Here is a 16,920-nt window from a genome sequence, read left to right on the forward strand (position 1 = left end):
CCGAATTCTCTGAGTTTTGTGCCCCCAATTTCTCGATAAGACAGGAGCAAGCAGGATGCGCCTGCGGGTCAGCATTATTATCAACAACTACAATTACGCTCGTTTTCTAGGCCAGGCTATCGATAGCAGCCTTAACCAGACCTATTCTGAAATAGAAGTAATTGTCGTTGATGATGGCTCTCAGGATGGCTCACGAGAGATTATTCTGGGCTATGGCGATCGCATTGTTCCGGTTCTAAAGCCAAATGGCGGACAGGCCTCTGCAATGAATGCAGGATTTCGAGTCAGCAAGGGAGAAATTATCGTCTTCCTGGATGCAGATGATTACTTCTTTCCTCATGCAGTGGATACGATTGTTTCTCAATGGATGCCCGGTATTGCCCAAATGCAGGCTCGATTGGAATCACGAGATGCAGAGGGAAATTACATTGACCTGTATCCTGCACCGGAGATTGCTTTTAACACGGGAGATGTGACACCTCTATTGCTCACAAAAGGGCGGTATAACACCACCGTGACCAGCGGCACTAGCTTTAGTCGGATGGTGCTGGAAAAAATTTTACCCATTCCCGAAGCGGACTTTCGGATTTCTGCGGATGGCTATTTGGTGTCTGTTTCGCCTTTTTATGGTCAGGTATTTGCAATTGAAACTCCAATTGGAGTTCGCCGGAAGCATGGTGAAAATCTTTGGGCTGCGTCTAGTCAGGAAATCGACGTTTCTCGCTTTCGGAAATCATTGCAGCATGACCGTTTGAGATATCAGGCGATCGCTGGAACGGCAAAGGGTGTAGGGCGATCGCTCGATGGTGATCCCGGCTTGAAGGACACCCTGCATTTGACCGATCGACTGGTTTCGCTCAAGGTTGATCCCCGGGGGCATCTATATCCAACAGATTCTTGCATGATGCTTGCCTGGAAGGGATTTTGGGCGGTTTGGAAATATTCCACCTATTCCAGGAAACGCAAGCTTATTTTGAGCCTGTGGTTTCTATGGGTAGGCTATCTGCCTGTGGCGTTGGCAAAGCCTGCGATCGCCTGGTTTCTATTAGGAAAATCTCGCCCTCGATTTGTAGACAAGCTTGTAAAACAGATTAGAACAGCCACCAGCTAGGTTTGTGAGGAGCCTGTTATGCGGGTCACTATTTGCGTCATCACGTATCAACGACCTGAAGGCTTAAAGCGTCTTTTAGAAGGGCTGAGAAAACTGGAGTTTAAGCAGCTTCAACCTGAGATTCATGTCGTGGTAGTGGACAACGATGAATCAGGACAGGCGTTTCGCTTTTGCAATCAGTTATCCCCAGATTATCCCTGGAATTTAACAGCTTGCATTGAGCCGCGTCGCGGGATTTCCTATGCTCGAAACCGGGCGATCGCCACTGCTCCTTCAGACAGCGATTTCATTGCCTTCATTGATGATGATGAAGTTCCCGAATCGGACTGGCTAGAGCAACTTTTATTGACCCAAATCCAGCATCAAGCAGATGTGGTGCATGGGCCGGTTCTCCCCCATTTTCGGACTGACGCACCGACCTGGGCAATTCGAGGTCGCTTTTTTGAAAACCGACGCTATCCAACGGGGCATCTTTTGGAGGCGGCTTACACCAACAATGTCCTGATGCGAGCAGAGTTGGTCAAGGATCAGAAAAACATTTTTCAGGAGCGGTTTGCGTTGACGGGCGGCGAAGACTCCTACTTCTTTCGGAGTCTTCATCAGTCAGGAAAAAAGTTGGTTTGGGCTAATGAAGCGATTGTTTATGAGTGGATTCCTAATAGCCGTACTACGGTGCGATGGATTTTGCAACGGGGCTATCGCAGTTGTTTGAGCTATTCCATCTGGGAAAAAGAAGCAAAGCCGTCCATTCACATTCGTCTGTTATCTAGCGCTAAGGCATTGCTCCAAATGATTTATGGACTGATGACCATTCCGTTAGGGCTGATCCAAAAGCGTTTGGCGATCGCATCGCTGCTGAGAATCTTTCGGGGTGCTGGTCGCTTGGCTGGGCTTTTAGGCCTCACGTATCAGGAATATAAGACCATTCACAAGGTGTAGAAAGTGGCTTTGGAGCAGCTTTGAACTTGGAAAATCATCATCAAGACAGCTTGTGGCAGGCTGTGGACGCAAAAACTATGAATCCTCGAATTTCTGTTGTCATCCCACATTTCAATGACTTGGAAAATCTGAAAATTTGTCTGAGCTGCTTGATGAACCAGACGCTACCACTGGATCAATTTGAAATTATTGTGGCTGATAATAATTCGAGTCTGGGTTTGGATGCTGTATGCAGCGTCGTTGCAGAGATGACCAATCGCAAAGCAAAAGTAATTTCTGCCCCGATTCAAGGCGCGGCAGAAGCAAGAAACGCAGGGGTTTTAGTATCCCAATCCGAAATTTTGGCATTCATAGACTCTGACTGTCAGCCCTCAGAGGACTGGCTTGAAAATGGATTGAGAGCGATGAAGCAAGCCAAGCTTGTAGGGGGTCGCGTCCGGCTTCTTTTGAATAATCCGGATGATCCTCATCCTGTAGAAGCTTTCGAGTCTGTTTTTGCATTTTAATAATCAGTCCTATGTCCTGAAAAAGCAATTTTCTGTAAACCGCAAATCTGTGGGTTTCTAGAGAAGTTTTTCAATGTAGTGGGTGGGTTTCGTCAGGGTGTTTCTGAAGATATGGACTGGTGCCATCGGGCGATCGCCGCTGGCTATTCTCTTGTTTATCAAGACGATGTCTGTGTCGGGCATCCAGCACGACGAACTTGGGCTGAACTGGCTCGAAAATGGCAGCGATTGACTCGTGAGAGCTATCATCTTATTCGCGAGCGTCGATTGGGATATATCTTGTGGATGATGCGGAACTGGGTTGTCCTTCTCTCTGCTCTGCCGCATGCTCTGGTGATTCTCAACTCCAAAAAACTCAGCCGCCTGGAAGATCGATTGAGAGCGATTTTAATCCTATTTCGGCTTCGTCTTTATCGCTTTTTTGAAGCCCATCGATTGATGCTGTCTGACTAGTGATTGGCAGCCCATAAGTTTATCAAGTCTTGATGATTGGCAGAAGCTAGTGTGAAGGCAGATGCGGCTCGTTGCCTGAGCCGTCTAGACTGGAGAAGTAATTAAAAAGTGGTCGTCTGCTGCCGGATTGAGCCTCGCTCAGCGAAGCAAAAGATCTTAGAAAAGAGTCTAGAAGAAATCTTTGAGATGGGCACAATCGACTGTTTTGATATCAGAACTTAGTTTCAAGAATCCGGGGTGCTGATGCGAATGCCTGATAGATTGCGCTCGGTTGAATTGCTCTAAAGCCTGCGTAATTCTACGATTGCAGTCTTCAGATTTGGAGCGCTTTTTCAGTTAGTGCGCTGCTGGCTGTATTGCTCTTTGGGAGTCTCATGAGTACTCAATCTTTTCGAGAAGAAGTCGATATCGATCTGCAACGCTATGCACAGGTTCTGAAGCGGCGATGGCTGCCTGCGGTTGGAATGTTTAGCACGGTTGCGGTGCTGTCAACCCTGGCGGCCCTGTCGCAACAGCCCAGCTATATCGCCGCTGGTAGGGTTCTCGTGAAAATTGACCGCACCTCTTCCTTGATAGGATTGGATACAACAGGTGCAACCGCTATTAGCCGACAGAGCGCTGTTGGTTCAGAGACTGACCCCATTGTGACTCAGGTGGAAACGATTCGGTCATTGCCGATTGCTGAAGCGGCGATCGCCGATCTCAAGCTCACCGATGATAAAGGACAACCCCTTAGCCCGGTGGGGTTTCTTGAGGTGTTAACGGTTAAGCCAATTCCTGGCACCGACATGATTGAGGTTGGCTATCAGGACGAAGACCCTGAGCGAGCAGCAGCCGTTGTCAACAAGGTGATTCAGGCTTACCGCAACAATAACATTGCAACGAATCAAGCCGACGCTGCCGCCGCTCGCAAATTCATCACAGAGCAACTGCCCAGAACCGAAGCCACAGTGCGGGAAGCTGAAGTCGCGCTGCAACGCTTTAAAGAGCAGAACCAGGTAATTTTGCTGGATGAAGAATCCCGCGAGACGGTCAAAGCTATGAAGCGCCTGGATGATGAAATTGCAAGGGTCAGGACGCAGTTTGTGAATGCGACGACCCGCTCTCGCGAATTGCAGCAGCAGTTGAGAATGTCTCCTGAGCAGGCCGTGACCGCGACTGCGTTGAGTCAGTCTCCCGCGATTCAGGAGGTCTTTTCCCAGCTTCAACAAATCCAGGGACAGCTTGACCTGGAACGGGCCCGCTATCGGCCGACTCACCCCACCATTGCCACGCTAGAGCGGCAAGAAGCACTGCTGCGGCAACGACTCCAGGGGCGAGTCGCTCAGCTAGTGGGGCAAAGTCGGGTGTCGGAGCGGGATATCCAGATGGGGGCGCTGGCTCAAGATTTGACAGCGAACTTGGTGCAGTCAGAGGTGGAGCGCGTCGCGCTAGGCAGCCAGATTGCTGAGTTAGCGCGGCTACAGGCAGAGCAGCGCAGCCGAGCGGTAACGATTCCTCGGCTAGAGGCGACCCAGCGCGAACTGGAGCGGCGACTGGCCGCAGCGCAAGGCACGTATGAATCGCTGCTCCAGCGGTTGCAAGAAGTACAGGTGGCAGAGGATCAGACGATTGACAACGTGCGGGTAATTTCGGCTGCTCTGGTGCCTGAAAAGCCTGCTGCGTCTAGCAAAAAGCTGATTCTGCTGGGTGGGCTGCTGCTGGGAGCAGCGATGGGAACCGTGACGGCATTCCTGGTGGATTTGCTCGATCGCTCTGTCAAAACAATCCCCAATGCTCAGCAGTTGCTCCATTACCCACTACTGGGGGTTGTGCCGAACTGGAAACAGGCTGGCAGGCGGCAAGACATTCTACCGATGCAGCAAAGCGGCTCTCAGTATGCGGATATTCACCATGCCTATCGCGTGTTGCAGTCTAACCTGGGACTGCTAGATTCGGAATTTGGACTGAAAACGCTAGTGGTTACCAGTTCCGTGCCGCAGGAAGGCAAGTCTCAGGTGGCCGCGAATCTGGCAATGGCGATCGCCCAGGCCGGGCAAACCGTGTTGCTGGTAGATGCGGATTTTCACCATGCGACCCAGCACCAACTGTGGAACGTCAATGGATCGGTTGGTCTGGCAGAGGTGCTGGAGGGTCGGGCCGAGTTAATCGACACCATCCAGCCAGTGGCTCCAAATCTGGAACTTCTGGCGGCAGGCAATCTAGCATCTTCCACGCCTACTGCGCCCACCCCTCAAAAGCTCCTTCCTGTGATTGCGGCGATGGGTCAGCGATACGACGTAGTGATCTTTGACACGCCAGCCCTCTCTGGTGCAGCGGATGCGTCCACCTTGGGCAAGCTGACGGATGGGATGCTGCTGGTGGTGCGGCCGACGACGGATGTAGAAGATTTGAAAGCGACTCGCAGTTTGCTCAATCTCGCCAGACCTCATGTGCTGGGGATTGTGGCTAATGGCGTTGCCCCGATTCGCAACCCCAACCGCTATTTTGCCCTGACCCAGGAAGTCGCCTTTGCCAAACCCGTCAAGTCTGTGCCCAGTTTTGAGCAACTCTTTCTCATTGAGCAGCACAGCCAAAATGGGCAGTCTGCCGAATCTCAAGAATCGTCCAACCTGGAGGTCGCATCGTGACACATTCAGCGGCATCTTTAGCAGCATCTATCTCCAAAGCCGTTGTTTCTAAAGCGGTGGTTCGCGGTTCGGCGATCGCCCTGAGCCTGTCCCTTGGCGGGTTAGCGGCCCCGACCGCTGTTCTCGCTCAAAACTCCCTTGCAGCCAGCCCCGCGTCCCCCTTCCTGGCGCTGCCTTCCGACTATATTCTTGGCCCTGGCGATGAACTGGCGATTACAGTTTTGGGCTTTGATGAATATACCGGAACGCGGGTGATCGCCCCCAACGGCACGATTACGCTGCCTGTGATCGGGGTGGTGCCAGTGGCAGGGCAAACCATCGACTCGCTCACTCGCAACCTCACCACTCGGCTGAACTATTATCTGGTCAACCCGTCTGTGGCGGTGAGTCTGACGACCCTGCGCCCTGTGTTCGTGACGGTGACGGGTGAGGTACAGCGACCCGGTCCGATTCAGCTTGACAATCCGCGCAATGGCACGAATGGCAACAATCCTCAGCAAAGCCTGCCCACGCTGAGTGCGGCGCTAGTCGCTGCGGGGGGCATTACGACCCATGCAGATTTGCGGCAAGTGCTGGTGCGGCGATCGCTCCCCAGCGGCAGCACCACAACGCTCACTATTAACCTGTGGGATGGTATTTGGGCCGAGTCCAACGCCAACAATCCGCTGCTGCAAGATGGCGATGTGGTGCTGGTGCCCCAACTTGCCGCCGATGCAACGCTCGATCGACGACAGATTGCCCGATCTAGCCTGGCTCCTGCGACCGTGCGAGTGCGCGTAGTGGGCGAGGTGACGCGCCCCGGTGAAGTACAGGTACCGCCGAATAGTTCTCTGTCAAGTGCGGTGGCGATCGCTGGCGGCCCCACCGAAGATGCCCGCCTCAGCCAGGTGAACTTCATCCGCATGAATGATCAGGGACAAATTGAACGCCGGGAGATCGACCTCCGCAACCTGACTGACAGCTATCAGGTGCAGGAAGGGGATGTGATTGTAGTGCCCAAGCAAACTGCCGCATCAGTTGCTGATTTTGCCGGACGCATTTTCAATCCGCTTGGGCTAATTTTGCGAATTCTAGGGTTATAAATCTGGCTTGTTTGATGTGAGGCTGGATAGTCTTTTCAGGAGCGATTGGCGTTCATTTCAGAATCCATTCAGTCATGAAAAAACCTCTCGATTTTTTAGAGAAAGCGTTCACTGCGATCGCACTTTTGCTCCATTCTGGTGGACCGCTGAACGTTATTTTGTCGGGAGGTTTTAGCCAAGGAGATAAGCAAATCGCTGAGCCTGATTTCGGACTGACGAGAAATCTTTTCTTGCTCACCTATCTCATTGTTGGGCTACTTCTCGCCATCCGCTGGAGAAAAGTTGTCTACATTCTTCAGCGAGATCGATTTATCTGGATTATCCTCGCGCTTGTTCTATGTTCATACTTTTGGTCTGAGATTCCCAAAACAACGCTATCACGCTCAATTTCGTTTACAGGTTCCACGTTATTAGGGATTTATTTCGCGACGCGCTATACGCTCAAGCAACAGCTCAATATGCTGGGCTGGACTTTTGCCCTGATCATCGGACTGAGCTTGGTCTATGCAGTGCTTTTACCTAAATATGGGATCATGGGTGGGGTTCATGCCGGAGCCTGGAGAGGGATCTACACCCATAAGAATAATTTCGGCAAGATCATGACTCTGAGCAGCGCAGTGTTTATGCTGCTGCTAATGGATAAACCGAAAGCAAAGTTTTGGATTGCCAGCGGATTAGGGCTTTCGTTTATGCTGCTGCTGCTCTCTACCTCACGGGGGGCATTAGTGAATGTTTTGGCAATGTGGGCTGTCATTGCTGCTTGTCGATTGTTTAGGCTGCAATATCACCTGCTCGTCATTTCGTTGGGCACAATTGCGATTGTTGGCGGCACAATTTCTGCCTGGGTGGTTAGCAACTTGGAAACCATTGTGGTGGATATCCTGGGTAAGGATATGACCTTCACTGGAAGAACGACCCTCTGGTTATCAATCATTGATGTCATTAAAGAACGTCCCTGGCTGGGATATGGGTATCAGGCTTTTTGGAATGGTCTTGAGGGGCCATCAGCCCCCGTCATTAGAGCCGAAGGCTGGCTGACTCCGGATGCCCACAACGGGTTTTTAGACCTGATTTTACAGTTGGGGCTTGTCGGACTTTTTGTGTTTTTAGTCGGCTATATATTTAATTTCTTTTACTACCTAAAGTGCTTGAGAAATACATCAGGAATTGAGTTTATCTGGCCGCTTCCGTTTTTGATGTTCATGATTCTCTCGAATCTACCTGAAACCTCGCTTATGCGGGCTAATGATTTTTTCTGGGTGCTTTATGTGGCGATCGCCCTATCGAGGTTGATGCCTAGCGAACCCGTCCAGCCTCAAACGGATGAGACTGACTCGTTTGAGTCGGTCATTCCTTTGCAACTCAGACCTACATCGGCGCAGTGAAATTAGCCAATGGGAACTCTCAATTCTGTGCGATCGCGCCTATCCAAGTCTCTCCAAAGCCCGGTTATTCGGGGAACCCTCTGGAAAATTGCAGCCCGCATCTCAAGCCTGTTTCTACAGTCTGCCTATTTCCTGATTATTGCCCGATCGCTTGGTACTGAACAGTACGGGCTGTTTGTAGGCGTAATGGCGTTGGTGAAAATCACCGTCCCATTTTCCACTTGGGGATCGACGCATATTCTTGTGAAGCACGTCTCGCGGGATAGGAGCCTGCTTCAAGCCTATTTGGGCAATGCTTTATGGATTACTCTTGCCCTCGGCAGCACGCTTATTGTTTCATTGCTGATTCTGAATCAGTTCGTGCTGCCTGTTCACTTTCCCTGGCTATTGTTGTTATATATCGGTTTGGCAGAACTGATTTTTGCGCGATTCCATGACGCTGCATTGAAAGCATTTCTCTCCACCGATTTGTTTGGGCTAGATGCACAACTGAATATCTTGCTGAGCATCAACGGATTGGTTGCAGCTTCCTGCCTGCTCTTCCTAGATCAGTCTGCCACTGCAATGATCTGGGGGCTTCTTTATCTGACCAGTCGATTGGTGACAGCGTTAATTGGCATTTGGCTAGTCTCGCGCCATTTGGGTCGCCCCAAGCCGCAATTGGGACTGATGAAGTCAGAAATTAAGGATGGGTTTTATTTCTCCGTTGATTTATCGTCTCAGACGATCTATAACGACATCGACAAGACAATGCTGGCTTCGATGTCTACCTTGAACGCGACTGGGATTTATGGCGCAGCCTATCGCATTATTGAGGTTGGGCTGATTCCGGTCGGTGCATTGCTGGGAGCCTGCTATGCTCAGTTCTTCCGCAGCGGCGCTCAAGGAATTGCGGGCAGCCTGAGCTTTGCGCGAAAGATTGTGCCGACGGCTGCAACCTATGGGGCGATCGCCAGCCTTGGGCTGTGGATCTGTGCGCCGCTGGTGCCTCTGGTTTTGGGAGAGAGTTATATCGATGCAGTTTCGGCGCTGAGGTGGCTTTCTCCTCTGATTTTTCTGAAGTCTGTTCAGCTTTTTGCAGCAGATACTTTAACGGGCGCAGGATTACAGGGTTGGAGAAGCAGTCTTCAGGCCGGAATTGCGGTCTTGAACTCTTTGCTGAATCTATGGCTCATTCCGATGTATTCGTGGCAAGGAGCCGCCTTCTCTACCCTGATTTCTGACTCATTCTTGGCGATTGTTCTATGGGTTCTTATCTATATGTTTCATCGAAAACAAGTCAGATCAGGCTCTAGTTAATCAGGAGCAATGGATCAATCTGACTGGCAGCCTTGCAAGATTTTATTCTGGGATGACATTGTAAACATTGCTGTAAGCATCTAGTCGTAAAAAACTATCAGTTTAGTCGCAAGTAGCTATGAAGATTAGTGTAATTCTTCCCTGCTTTAACGGAGCAAAAACGATTGCGGTTCAGCTAGAAGCGCTGACCCGACAACAGTGGAACGAGGGCTGGGAAGTTATTGTTTCTAACAATGGCTCAACAGATGAGTCGATGCAAATTGTTGAGCAATATCGCCACCGATTGCCGGAGTTAAAGATTGTTGATGCCCACGATTTTTCGTCTCCTCGCCTGGGCGCGTGGCACTCTTATAACACCGGCCTGCGTGCTGCGACTGGAGATGCATTTGTGCTTTGTGAGGCAGATGATGAAGTGGGCGATCGCTGGCTGATGTCGATGGGACGCGCACTTCAAGAGCATGAATTCGTTGTGGCTCGGCTGGATTATCGCCAGCTAAACCCTGCTTCGATGCTAGGGCCAGTGGGCGCTCGGCTCCAGGAAACAGCAATGCCCCGCCAGGGTTGCTACCCCTACTACTATTTTGCTTGGGGCTGTTCATTTGGATTTCGTCGCAGTTTATATGAGAAACTAGGCGAGTTTTCCTCTCACTTTAACTATGGCTTTGATGTGGAGTATTGCTATCGAGCGCAGCGGGCGGGCATTGTTCCACAATTTGTCCCAGACGCAGTGATGCACTATCGACTCCGCCACTCGCTGCGAGACATTTTTAACCAGCAGCAAAAATGGGCAGAGGAGTCTAATATTATTCGCCGCTGCTATGGTTCACCGCGAGGCAAGTTGCCGATTATTCGGAAGCAAATAGAAGTTGCTATTTTATTCATCCGAGGCTGTCCGCTCTGGCTGCTTAAACAACTAGGTTTTCCAGTTCAATTCAATCTATTGGTTGATTGGGTAAATGATTTAGGATGGGCGCTGGGTGAGATTAAAGGATTGCGAAAGCCAGTTCCAATGCTGATTGAAAGTGGCGATCGCCTCTAAACTTTTTGCTCAGGTAATTGGTTGAATGGCGCTAAATTAATGGGATTCAATCAACTTTAATCAACAAGTTTGACTACGGCAACCCAACCAGACTTTGGGCGATTTGGTTGGTCTTTTCTGCTAAGGTTTCTAGCTCGACGGGCACGAGTCGTCCTTGATCCACCACCTTTTTGCCTTGGATAAAGCTGTAATCGACGCGATCGCACTGACAAAACACCAGCGCCGAAACCGGGTCGTGTAGCGCTCCGGCAAACTGGGGCCGGTCGAGATTGATCGCAATGAAGTCGGCGGCCATGCCGGGGGCGATCGCCCCAATGTCATCGCGCCCCAGCACCCGCGCCCCGCCCAGCGTTGCCACCTCTAGCATTTCGCGGGCGGTCATGTCGGCCGCCAGGTTGCCCCGCACCCGCGCCAGCAAAAAGGCGAGGCGGGCTTCTTGCAGTAGGTTTCCGGTATCGTTCGACGCGGAGCCGTCCACTCCCAGGCTGACGGGCACGCCCTGATCCAGCATGGCGCGGATGGGGGCGATGCCGCTGGCCAGGCGGGTGTTGCTGCTGGGGCAATGGGAAACGCCTGTGCCGGTTGCTGCAAACTGGGCGATCGCCCGCTCGTCAAGCTGCACACAGTGGGCGTGCCACACGTCGCTGCCCAACCAGCCCACCGACGCGGCATAGTCTTCCGGCAGCATCCCAAAGGTGTTGAGGCTGTAGTCCACGTCGGACTTGTTTTCCGCCAGGTGGGTGTGCAGGCGCACGCCGGAGTAGCTGCGGGCCAGCGCCGCCGACTCGCGCATCAGGTCGGGCGATACGGAAAACGGCGAACAGGGAGCCAGGACAATCCGCAGCATGGCGTAGCGCTCATTGTCGTGATATTGCTCGATCAGCCGCTGGGAATCTTGCAAAATCGCCGCTTCCGACTCCACCACCGAGTCCGGCGGCAGCCCACCCTGACTTTTGCCGACGCTCATGCTGCCCCGGCAGGGATGAAACCGCAGCCCCATCTCCTGCGCGGCGCGGATTTCGTCATCCAGCGTGCAGCCGTTGGGGAAGATGTAGAGATGGTCGCTGGCGGTGGTGCAGCCCGACAGCATCAGTTCGGCGATCGCCATCTGAGTACTTACATAAATCGCATCCGGCGTCAGGTTTGCCCAGATGGGATAGAGCGTTGTCAGCCAGTCAAACAAGGTGCCGTTTTGTGCGCCGGGAATCACCCGCGTCAGGCATTGGTAGAAATGGTGGTGCGTGTTGACCAGTCCAGGCAGAACGATGTGGCGATCGCCCAACTCCAGCACCTCGTCCGCCGCCACAGTGGAATCAGCCGCCAGTTCTGCCGTCGTGCCGACCCGCTCAATCACGCCGTCCCTTGCCAGCAGCGCCCCACCGCGAATCTCGCGCCGCTGATCATCATGGGTAACGAGGGTATGAATGTTCTGAACGAGAAGGGTAGCCATAGCAAAGGAGGGGTAGGTCGTGTCTCCAATCGTCGTAGATATGGCAACCCGGAACCGTATCTTAAAGAGCGGTTTTTGGTTCGACTTGACAGTTCCGCGAGGGTCAATTAGTAGTTTCGATAAGCAGTTTTCAGTGGAACGCAAGTCATGCAAGATCGGTTCCTTCGAGCGCTAGTTCTTTACTTGGTTTTGACGGTCTTGTTTGGCATCTTGGAACGCTTTTTTGCGAGTATTCCTGAGCAACCCAGATTTCGACGGGGCTATTGGCTGGATAGCTTTTATTGGTTCCTAACGCCGATGGTGATTCAGGTTCTCAGCATGGGGGCGATCGCCCTATGCCTCCTGCCCGTGTACCTGCTATTGGGGCGATCGCTCGACTGGCAAAGCGTGCTGACGGGCTACGGCTGGGCGGCGCAACTGCCGCTGTGGGTGCAGGGCTTGATTATGATTGTGGTGGGCGACGGCATCGGCTATTGGACGCATCGCTTGCAACACGCCGAGCCGCTATGGGATTATCACGCCGTCCACCACAGCGCGGAAACGATGGACTGGCTGACGGCGGTGCGGCTGCACCCGGTGAATGACATCATCTCGCGGGTGTGTCAGGCATCGCCGCTGCTGATTCTGGGCTTTTCGCCCGTGGCTGTTGAAATGTACACCATTTTCCTGTCTAGCTACGTGGCGCTGATTCATGCCAACGTTCGCTGGACCTATGGCCCGCTGGGGTATCTCATCTCCAGCCCTGCCTTTCACCGCTGGCACCACACACGAGAAGAAGCCGGACTGGGCTGCAATTTTGCGGGGCTATTTCCGATCTACGACCTGATGTTTGACACTTTCTATCTGCCCCAGGGACAGCAGCCCCACAATTTTGGCATTTGTGGCAAGCCAATTCCCGAAAACCTGGGAGCGCATTTGCTCTACCCGCTGCGGCGGTGGCTGGGCAGATCGAATCGCAGTCAGCCGAACGAGGTCTAGTGCTGCGTCAACGTTAGAAATTAGGGTTTGTAGTGAGCGCTTTAGCGCTAAAGCAGAAATTAGGGTTTGTAGTGAGCGCTTTAGCGCTAAAGCAGAAATTAGGGTTTGTAGTGAGCGCTTTAGCGCTAAAGCGCCGACTACGAACTGAGGGGTCAACCCTAGAATTAGGCTTGGACAAAGCACTAAGGTTTGATTTTGGAGTTTAGATTGGCAATTTTGGATTGTCAGACCGGGGGCTTGCGAGGCGTTTAGCGATCTCTCGCAGCGCTACAGGGCATCTGGGTCGATGCCCAGTTCTCGGAGCTTTGTGGCGAGGCGATCGCCCCGCTGCTGCTCCATATCTGCCCGCTGTTGTTCTATCCGCGCTGCTTCTTCGGGCGTGGGCACTAGGCTGCCGTCGGGTCGAAAAAACCGAAGCTGTTCGTCGTGAACACCCAGAAATAGCTGAAGCTGGTCGCTCCATCGCCGCCCCTGGTCGTTGGGCGCAATCGGCTCGTAGCGTCCGCGTACCAGCGAAAATCCTTCAAACTCAAGGCTGACAGGATCAAACCAGAAATATTCCAGCGTCCGAAAGGTGTCTTGATAAATCTCCTTTTTTAGCCCCCGATCCACGCTGGCGGTCGAGTCCGACAGCAATTCCACAATCACGTTGGGATATTTGCCGTCTTCTTCCCACAACGTCCAACTTTTGCGCGGGCGGCGCTCGGTTCCCAGCACGACAAAAAAGTCCGGCCCGCAAAAATCCTCAGACTTGCGCTGGTTGGGGCTGTAGTAGATTGTCAGGTTGCCTGCGGCGAAGTAGTCGGTGCGGTCTTGCCAGAGCCAGTTGAGGGAGGTCAGCAAGAGAATGAGCTGCTGAAGATGCAGTGAGCTTTCTAAGGGCGGTTCGTGGCTGGAGAGATTGCCCAGCGGGACGATTAACGGCGGGTCGAGTTGGGGTTGCTCAATGGCGGGGTCTTGATCTTTGGCAACCGACATGATGAGAGGGGCAAGGGGATGGCGTTCAGTGTAGCGTTCAGAGGGTTGGGATGGTGTAGGGGGGGCGAGTTGCAGCCGCAAGCCTTACCGAAAACCTTAAAGGAACGTGTAGGGTCTGTCACAGGAGACAGCAAAACCCGTATGGTTTTTGAATAGCCTGATTGCTGCTTTGAATAGTCAGCGATCAAATTGCGATAGATAGTCCACCGACTGCACCCCAAGACCGTATGTCAAATCCCACGATTGAATCTATCCTGCACGAAGACCGCCAGTTTTTGCCGCCTGCCGCGTTTTCTCAGCAGGCGCATATCAAGACGCTGGAAGAATACGAGCAGCTTTATGAACGGGCAGCGGCCGACCCGCAAAAGTTTTGGGCGGAGCTGGCGCAAAGGAACTGCACTGGTGAGAAGTGGCAGACGGTGCTGGATTGGCAGCCGCCCTTTGCCAAATGGTTTGTGGGTGGCAAGATTAATATCTCCTATAACTGTCTCGATCGCCACTTAACGACCTGGCGCAAGAACAAGGCGGCGCTGATCTGGGAGGGCGAACCGGGCGACTCGCGCACGCTCACCTATGCCCAACTGCATCGTGAGGTTTGCCAGTTTGCCAATGTGCTGAAGCAACTGGGCGCGAAAAAAGGCGATGTGATCGGGATCTATATGCCGATGATTCCCGAAGCGGCGATCGCCATGCTGGCCTGTGCCCGCATTGGTGCGCCCCATACGGTCGTCTTTGGCGGGTTTAGCGCAGAAGCGTTGCGCGATCGCCTGAATGATGGCCAAGCCAAGCTCGTAATCACGGCAGACGGCGGCTGGCGCAAAGATGCCATCGTGCCGCTGAAGGAGCAGGTGGACAAGGCGCTGGAGGGCGGGGTCTGCCCCAGCGTGGACAATGTGCTGGTGGTGGAGCGCACAAAGCAAAAGGTGCATATGCAGGCGGGGCGCGACCACTGGTGGCATGACCTGCGCCAGGGCGTGTCGGCGGATTGCCCTGCGGAGCCGATGGACAGCGAAGACCTGCTGTTTGTCCTCTACACCTCCGGCAGCACGGGCAAGCCGAAGGGCGTGGTTCACACGACCGCTGGCTACAACCTCTACACCCACATGACGACCAAGTGGATCTTTGACCTGCAAGATACCGATATGTATTGGTGTACGGCCGACGTGGGCTGGATTACGGGGCACAGCTACATTGTCTACGGGCCGCTCTCGAACGGGGCGACAACGGTGATGTATGAGGGTGCGCCACGGGCATCGAATCCGGGCTGCTTTTGGGACGTGATCGAGAAATATGGCGTGACGATTTTCTACACCGCGCCGACGGCGATCCGCGCCTTTATCAAGATGGGCGAACACCATCCCCGCGCCCGCAATCTGTCGTCGCTGCGGCTATTGGGCACGGTGGGCGAGCCGATCAACCCGGAAGCGTGGATGTGGTATCATAGCGTCATCGGTGGCGAGCGCTGCCCGATTGTGGATACCTGGTGGCAGACGGAGACGGGGGGGATTATGATTACGCCGCTGCCAGGGGCGATCGCCACCAAGCCCGGTTCTGCGACGCGCCCGTTCCCCGGCATTCTGGCCGACGTAGTGGATTTGGAGGGCAATCCCGTCCCTGCGAACGAAGGTGGCTATCTGGTGGTGAAGCACCCCTGGCCGTCCATGATGCGGACGGTCTACGGCGACGACGATCGCTTCCGCCGCACCTACTGGGAGCATATCCCCCCCAAAGATGGTCAGTATCTCTACTTTGCAGGCGACGGCGCACGCAAGGATGAGGACGGCTATTTCTGGGTGATGGGCCGGGTGGACGATGTGATCAGCGTGTCGGGGCATCGCCTGGGCACGATGGAAATCGAGTCGGCGCTGGTGTCGCATCCGGCGGTGGCAGAAGCTGCTGTGGTAGGTAAACCAGACGAGATCAAGGGCGAAGACATCGTGGCGTTTGTGTCTTTGGAAAGCAACGTCACGCCCAGTGAAGAACTGGTTGCCGAACTGAAGCAGCACGTTGTAGCGGAAATTGGTGCGCTGGCCCGCCCTGGCGAGATCCGCTTTAGCGATGCTTTGCCCAAGACGCGCTCAGGGAAGATCATGCGGCGACTGCTGCGATCGCTCGCGGCGGGCCAGGAAATCTCTGGCGACACCTCCACGCTAGAAGATCGCTCGGTGCTGGATAGGCTACGGGAAGGTGCGTAGAGCAGAATCTCGACATAAAACTCTATCAGCGCAACTTCTACTACAACTTCTACTAAAAGTATCCTGCCGTACCTGGCCAAGAGCTTATCTAGTTCAATTTCACTCGATAGAGTTTGGGACGCTTTGAGGATAGTTGTCAATCAAATCGAGTGAGGCAGAGATGCCAGCGCTGCTGGAACTAGAGGAATAAGTTCCTGGCGAAATTTGAGTAAGAGAGGAAGGTGCAAAAACAGTTTCAGTTGTTGCTATAGGTAAATTTTGCGGTCGTGAGACCGACCCAAGTAGTTGAGGTCAGCAGGTTACGGGCGTTTTCTTTACGGGTGGCAATCAGGCCCGCATTACAGAGTGTCTGAAAGACACCGAGCTAGATGCGGCGCTCCACCAGCGGTTTGCCGAAGGGGTGGTGATCGCCGGAACCAGTGCCGGAGCCGCGATGATGCCCGACATGATGATTGTGGAAGGAGAAGGCGAGAGCAATCCCCGTCCCGAATCTGCCAAGATGGATCGCGGCATGGGCTTCTTTCCGGGCGTGGTGATCGACCAGCACTTTGCCCAGCGCGGCCGGATTGGTCGCTTGCTGTCGGCTGTGGCGCAACAGCCAGCCATTCTGGGGTTTGGCATTGACGAAAACACGGCGATTGTGATCAATGCCCACGAAGTCGAGATAATTGGCGAAGGATCGGTCACCATCGTCGATGTGTCGGAGCTAACGCACAACAACGTGGATGAACTGCTGATGGATGAACCACTGGCCCTCTGCGGCGCAAAGCTGCACATTTTGCCACACGGCTATCGGTTTAATCTGGATACTCGTTCTTGCGTTTGCTAGGGACGGGCGATCGCCTCCAGGCCACGCACCAGTTCAGGCCCTCGAA

The 16,920-nt window shown here is 53.4% G+C and carries 14 protein-coding genes; 12 read left to right on the forward strand and 2 right to left on the reverse strand.

Going from position 1 to position 16,920, the window contains the following annotated elements:
* Positions 1-55 precede the first annotated feature (55 nt).
* The 9 genes from O77CONTIG1_RS11770 to O77CONTIG1_RS11805 all read left to right on the forward strand — a co-directional run bounded on the left by O77CONTIG1_RS11770 (position 56) and on the right by O77CONTIG1_RS11805 (position 10,444).
* Positions 56-1,111, forward strand: coding sequence for a glycosyltransferase family 2 protein (locus tag O77CONTIG1_RS11770; RefSeq protein WP_068510797.1), 1,056 nt, complete (start codon positions 56-58; stop codon positions 1,109-1,111).
* An 18-nt stretch (positions 1,112-1,129) separates the two neighbouring features.
* Positions 1,130-2,050: a glycosyltransferase family 2 protein gene (locus O77CONTIG1_RS11775; RefSeq protein WP_068510799.1), complete on the forward strand. Its 921-nt coding sequence runs from the start codon at positions 1,130-1,132 to the stop codon at positions 2,048-2,050.
* A gap of 77 nt (positions 2,051-2,127) precedes the next feature.
* Positions 2,128-2,556, forward strand: a complete 429-nt coding sequence (locus O77CONTIG1_RS11780; RefSeq protein ID WP_172799674.1) for a glycosyltransferase family 2 protein — start codon at positions 2,128-2,130, stop codon at positions 2,554-2,556.
* A 97-nt stretch (positions 2,557-2,653) separates the two neighbouring features.
* Entirely contained in the window at positions 2,654-2,788 is a 135-nt protein-coding gene (locus O77CONTIG1_RS26835) for a hypothetical protein (RefSeq protein WP_286132283.1), read from the forward strand.
* 595 nt (positions 2,789-3,383) lie between these two features.
* Positions 3,384-5,639 carry a GumC family protein gene (locus O77CONTIG1_RS11785; protein WP_068510802.1) on the forward strand — a complete coding sequence of 752 codons (2,256 nt, stop codon included), beginning with the start codon at positions 3,384-3,386 and terminating at the stop codon, positions 5,637-5,639.
* Entirely contained in the window at positions 5,636-6,721 is a 1,086-nt protein-coding gene (locus O77CONTIG1_RS11790; protein ID WP_225894568.1) for a polysaccharide biosynthesis/export family protein, read from the forward strand. The genes O77CONTIG1_RS11785 and O77CONTIG1_RS11790 overlap by 4 nt, the downstream gene beginning before the upstream one ends.
* A gap of 74 nt (positions 6,722-6,795) precedes the next feature.
* Positions 6,796-8,106 (forward strand): O-antigen ligase family protein, encoded by a 1,311-nt coding sequence (locus O77CONTIG1_RS11795; protein WP_068510806.1) that lies wholly within the window; start codon positions 6,796-6,798, stop codon positions 8,104-8,106.
* Between the two features lie 9 nt (positions 8,107-8,115).
* Positions 8,116-9,405 carry an oligosaccharide flippase family protein gene (locus O77CONTIG1_RS11800; protein WP_068510808.1) on the forward strand — a complete coding sequence of 430 codons (1,290 nt, stop codon included), beginning with the start codon at positions 8,116-8,118 and terminating at the stop codon, positions 9,403-9,405.
* A gap of 118 nt (positions 9,406-9,523) precedes the next feature.
* Positions 9,524-10,444, forward strand: a complete 921-nt coding sequence (locus O77CONTIG1_RS11805) for a glycosyltransferase (RefSeq protein WP_068510810.1) — start codon at positions 9,524-9,526, stop codon at positions 10,442-10,444.
* Positions 10,445-10,517: 73 nt separating this feature from the next.
* Here O77CONTIG1_RS11805 and O77CONTIG1_RS11810 read toward each other — a convergent pair whose 3' ends face one another.
* On the reverse strand, positions 10,518-11,894 hold the full coding sequence (locus O77CONTIG1_RS11810) for an 8-oxoguanine deaminase (RefSeq protein WP_068510811.1): 1,377 nt from the start codon (positions 11,892-11,894) through the stop codon (positions 10,518-10,520).
* Positions 11,895-12,041: 147 nt separating this feature from the next.
* Here O77CONTIG1_RS11810 and O77CONTIG1_RS11815 point away from each other — a divergent pair, with 147 nt between their 5' ends.
* A complete protein-coding gene (locus tag O77CONTIG1_RS11815; protein ID WP_068510813.1) occupies positions 12,042-12,872 on the forward strand; it encodes a sterol desaturase family protein in 831 nt (276 codons plus the stop codon).
* 267 nt (positions 12,873-13,139) lie between these two features.
* Here the strand turns inward: O77CONTIG1_RS11815 and O77CONTIG1_RS11820 are convergent, their stop codons facing one another.
* Entirely contained in the window at positions 13,140-13,850 is a 711-nt protein-coding gene (locus tag O77CONTIG1_RS11820; RefSeq protein WP_068510815.1) for a Uma2 family endonuclease, read from the reverse strand.
* A 227-nt stretch (positions 13,851-14,077) separates the two neighbouring features.
* Between O77CONTIG1_RS11820 and acs the strand changes: the two genes are divergently transcribed.
* Together acs and O77CONTIG1_RS11830 are read left to right on the forward strand one after the other, a co-directional pair.
* Positions 14,078-16,045 (forward strand): acetate--CoA ligase, encoded by a 1,968-nt coding sequence (acs, locus tag O77CONTIG1_RS11825; protein WP_068510816.1) that lies wholly within the window; start codon positions 14,078-14,080, stop codon positions 16,043-16,045.
* Positions 16,046-16,394: 349 nt separating this feature from the next.
* Complete coding sequence (locus O77CONTIG1_RS11830; RefSeq protein WP_286132697.1) at positions 16,395-16,874, forward strand: cyanophycinase; 480 nt, start codon at positions 16,395-16,397, stop codon at positions 16,872-16,874.
* Positions 16,875-16,920 lie beyond the last annotated feature (46 nt).

This window comes from Leptolyngbya sp. O-77, assembly GCF_001548395.1.
Taxonomy (GTDB): domain Bacteria; phylum Cyanobacteriota; class Cyanobacteriia; order Elainellales; family Elainellaceae; genus Thermoleptolyngbya.

Excerpts from the sequence above, each read along its gene's own strand:
- O77CONTIG1_RS11815 (WP_068510813.1), top strand. The coding sequence starts at position 12,042 with ATGCAAGATCGGTTCCTTCGAGCGCTAGTTCTTTACTTGGTTTTGACG.
- O77CONTIG1_RS11820 (WP_068510815.1), bottom strand. The coding sequence starts at position 13,850 with ATGTCGGTTGCCAAAGATCAAGACCCCGCCATTGAGCAACCCCAACTC.
- O77CONTIG1_RS11785 (WP_068510802.1), top strand. The coding sequence starts at position 3,384 with ATGAGTACTCAATCTTTTCGAGAAGAAGTCGATATCGATCTGCAACGC.
- O77CONTIG1_RS11810 (WP_068510811.1), bottom strand. The coding sequence starts at position 11,894 with ATGGCTACCCTTCTCGTTCAGAACATTCATACCCTCGTTACCCATGAT.
- O77CONTIG1_RS11775 (WP_068510799.1), top strand. The coding sequence starts at position 1,130 with ATGCGGGTCACTATTTGCGTCATCACGTATCAACGACCTGAAGGCTTA.
- O77CONTIG1_RS11780 (WP_172799674.1), top strand. The coding sequence starts at position 2,128 with ATGAATCCTCGAATTTCTGTTGTCATCCCACATTTCAATGACTTGGAA.
- acs (WP_068510816.1), top strand. The coding sequence starts at position 14,078 with ATGTCAAATCCCACGATTGAATCTATCCTGCACGAAGACCGCCAGTTT.
- O77CONTIG1_RS11805 (WP_068510810.1), top strand. The coding sequence starts at position 9,524 with ATGAAGATTAGTGTAATTCTTCCCTGCTTTAACGGAGCAAAAACGATT.
- O77CONTIG1_RS11795 (WP_068510806.1), top strand. The coding sequence starts at position 6,796 with ATGAAAAAACCTCTCGATTTTTTAGAGAAAGCGTTCACTGCGATCGCA.
- O77CONTIG1_RS11800 (WP_068510808.1), top strand. The coding sequence starts at position 8,116 with ATGGGAACTCTCAATTCTGTGCGATCGCGCCTATCCAAGTCTCTCCAA.
- O77CONTIG1_RS11770 (WP_068510797.1), top strand. The coding sequence starts at position 56 with ATGCGCCTGCGGGTCAGCATTATTATCAACAACTACAATTACGCTCGT.